General features: G+C 58.8%; 4 protein-coding genes. All 4 read right to left on the reverse strand.

Annotated elements, in window-relative coordinates; all coding sequences use genetic code 11:
• Window positions 1-17: 17 nt before the first annotated feature.
• Window positions 18-1,208: an acyltransferase family protein gene (locus ACRESJ_RS06635; protein ID WP_431757204.1), complete on the reverse strand. Its 1,191-nt coding sequence runs from the start codon at window positions 1,206-1,208 to the stop codon at window positions 18-20.
• The gene (locus tag ACRESJ_RS06640; protein ID WP_431601256.1) at window positions 1,166-1,726 is read right to left on the reverse strand and encodes a phage tail protein; all 561 of its coding nucleotides are present in this window, start codon (window positions 1,724-1,726) and stop codon (window positions 1,166-1,168) included. Before ACRESJ_RS06640 ends, ACRESJ_RS06635 begins: the two co-directional genes overlap by 43 nt.
• A 14-nt stretch (window positions 1,727-1,740) precedes the next feature.
• Entirely contained in the window at window positions 1,741-2,745 is a 1,005-nt protein-coding gene (locus ACRESJ_RS06645; protein WP_431757205.1) for a tail fiber protein, read from the reverse strand.
• A gap of 1 nt (window position 2,746) precedes the next feature.
• Window positions 2,747-3,195 (reverse strand): putative phage tail protein (locus tag ACRESJ_RS06650; RefSeq protein ID WP_431601258.1); only part of this gene is annotated, 449 nt, incomplete at its 5' end.

Consider the following 3,195-nt stretch of genomic DNA (forward strand, 5'->3'; position numbering starts at 1 on the left):
CACGTCGCCCTGTTCTGTCATGCTGATTGGGCTGCGGACAAGAGACGACGAGTTGCAGCCTTGCTGGTGTTTAGAAGTGGCTTTTCTATCCAGCGATGGCAAATAAGCCCTCCAACTACACATGCAATCATCATCCCTAGAATGAACGCGCAGTGCTGCCATACGGATTCATTCCAACCCGAGGCGCTCCACAGTCTTGCCCCGATGCTCAGTACGAATAGATGGCTCAGATAGATCGAGTAGGAAGCGTCGCCAACAAGGAGAAAGACTGAGCGGCTGAAGCTTCTGTCCGCACGTTCCCAGCGGACCAGCCCCGTAAGAAGAAGGGCGCTGGGAAGTCCAAACGCAATGGTTCGGGTCAATGCTGCGTCACCACCTTGGACATACTGCATCTGCAGCAGCACGGCACCCGCTGCAAAGCCGATGCCTCCAGTGATTGCGAAGCCTGCAGCCAAGCGCGCCGGGAGGCGACGCCAGTACATGCCAATAAGGGCTCCGAAAATGAACTCCCATCCCATTGGGCTGCTGACGATCAGCCAGACTGGAGAATCTCCCGGGATGAGCTGCATTGCCAGCAAGGCGACAGTCCACGCCGCGAAAAATGCGAGAACCCGACGCTCGGAAACTAAAGCAATCGCGAGTGCCATCATCAGGTAGAAGAAGGCTTCGTAGATCAATGTCCAACCGACCTGAAGCAGCGGAAGTGTAGGTTGCGGCAAAAGCAAGTACGAAGCCAGGATGCTCTTGTCGTGGTAGGTGCCATCTACAGCCCCTGGTCTGACCAGTAGCAATAGAACGATCGCTGTCGTAAACAACCAATAGAGCGGCAATATCCGCAGTCCGCGCTTCGCCAGAAACCGTACTGCGCCTGTGGTGCTCCCGAACCTGCCCGCCATCACGGTAGTCATCACAAATCCGGAGATGACGAAGAACAGATCAACCCCACCATAGCCGTACTCTGCGAGGCTTCCGCCGAGCAGCGATGCTCCACGCCCGTGCACAACCTCGGCATTCACTAGGTGAAACAGAACCACCATCAGCGCTGCGATTCCGCGAAGCATTTGGATCGAGGTAAAGTGCGTATTGCGTGACGCAGTACGCCCCCGTGTAACATTTTGCAGCATGATGACCCCAAGGCTACCGGTCAGATAGGTGACCGGGAATTTTACTTCAGCTTCTTGACCCACCCGCCGATTAACTCGTCCCATCTAGCGACATCCGCGTTTCCGCGCGGCGGCGCTATCGTGGTGAGCTCAAACGGCAGAGGCTGTCCCACTGGCAGCGAGTCAACCAGCACGGCGGTGGATTTGTCCCAGAGCGGGATCAAGCTGAAGTCGGGAATGGCACGCCACGCTTTCGCTGCATCGTCCCACTGATTTCGACAGTGATCGTCAGGGCCAAACACAATTGGCTGAGTAGTGGTCAGGTCATCGGAGAGCGCTTCTCCCAGCGAGAGCGTGTTGGCCACCGGCTCCGCAGTGGCCTTGGCGTAGAGCATGACATGACGAAAGTCGGCAACGGTCTCCCACGCATCCAAAGCTATGGTCAAGCGATGCCGTCGAAACAGGCCAGCCGAATCGCCTGGTGAGAACTCCACCGCAGACGGCGGCAGAGGATAGGTGCCATCGGCAGGCGACAGAAATACGGTGATGTTGCCCAGCAGCTCCCGGGTGACTGGGTCGTAGGAAAAGGCGGGGCGCGAATCTGGAAGCGACGTGAAACTCATGCGGGCAACCTCAATTAGTAGGCAATGCAATAAATCATGCGCAGACCCGCAGGCAAATTGTCATTCCCGCCGGCGCTGTTCACGGTGATGATGTGGCCATGTGCCCCTGCACCTCGGTTATCCAAGGAATGCGAGTGGTCACTTGCTGCGGCGACTCCGATTGTATGAGTGTGGTTTCCAGGGCCGTTCATGCCGATGTTATGGGAATGATTCCCCGCGCCATCCGTTGAGAAAGTGTGGTTGTGGCCCCCGGCTACGTTCGTACCCACTGCGCCACTATTCATTTCGTGGAAGCCGGCGTCACCGCCAGTTTGATAGCGAGCGCGGAAGCTACCCATGCTATGGGTGTGATCACCGCCCCAAGACGTTCCGCCGGTATGCGCATGACTTCCCTGCGCGTCTGTCCATGCACCATGCGTATGGTCGCCAGCCGCTCCGGAACTGGCAGCATGCGTGTGGCTTCCTGCGTTGAAGACGCCGATGTAATGCGTGTGATCCCCAACGTCCGAAGCGCTGGCCGTATGCGCATGGGAAATGACAACACCAGGCGCATGGATGCCTACATTGGCAGGGTCGTTGGTATGGGTGATCGTGGTGCCTTCCTTGCACAACGGAAGGTTGAAGGTGGTCTTGCCATCCCCCGCACCGTACGTTGTGCCCACAGCGGCGAACAGATCGGCGTAGGTGGTGCGTGAAACGGTTGCGCCGTTACAGTGCAACATTCCCTCGGGCACGATTTTTCCAGCGAACGCGATTACCTGCCCGGGAACATACCGAGTCTTACGAATCAGCGCCTGAATGGCCCGCAGCAACTGGGAATCGTCATCGCGGTCCAGCGCTTGACCGGCCCCTTCAACGGCATTGCTCAATACGGCCTGGATGGTATAGAACCAATCGGCACCTGGGACGGTAGCTTTGACGCCACCGACGAAGTCGCCGCTGGTGAAGTAGCCCGGTTGGCCAGGCTCTTGCCTCGGTGGGGGTGCGGATGCGGCGGTTGGAACATCGATACGATGCACGTCAGGACTCCAGGAACTGGCAGAAGGTATGCGCCGGCTTGAGGTTGTTAAAGGTGGCCTCCAGCGCGGCATCAGTGGCCGGTGTGGCATCGGGCGGGCGGCGGTCGATGCGCACCTGCCAGACGAACAGCACGTCTTCTAGGTACAGCGGTTCATCCACGTTGCTGTGGCCCACTCGCCAAGGCTTGGGCTCGGTGATCGTGATCACGTAGCCAGTGGCAGCCGCCAAACGCACAAAGTACGGAATGGAGAGCCCTCCAAGCTCGCCAAGTTTGGCCAACACCGCCTGCACGCGATCGGTGGGGCCTGCACTGGGCAATGGACGCAGGCCGAGCACGCGCTCCCAGTCGGCGATTCCATCACCGGCAGTGGCCGGGTGCATCGCATTCTCGATGGTCTTGGCGCGATCTACGGCCATCTGCAGCGCATCGGCCTCTGCGTCGATGACCG

This window comes from Pseudomonas sp., assembly GCF_050739655.1.
Classification (GTDB): Bacteria; Pseudomonadota; Gammaproteobacteria; order Pseudomonadales; family Pseudomonadaceae; genus Aquipseudomonas.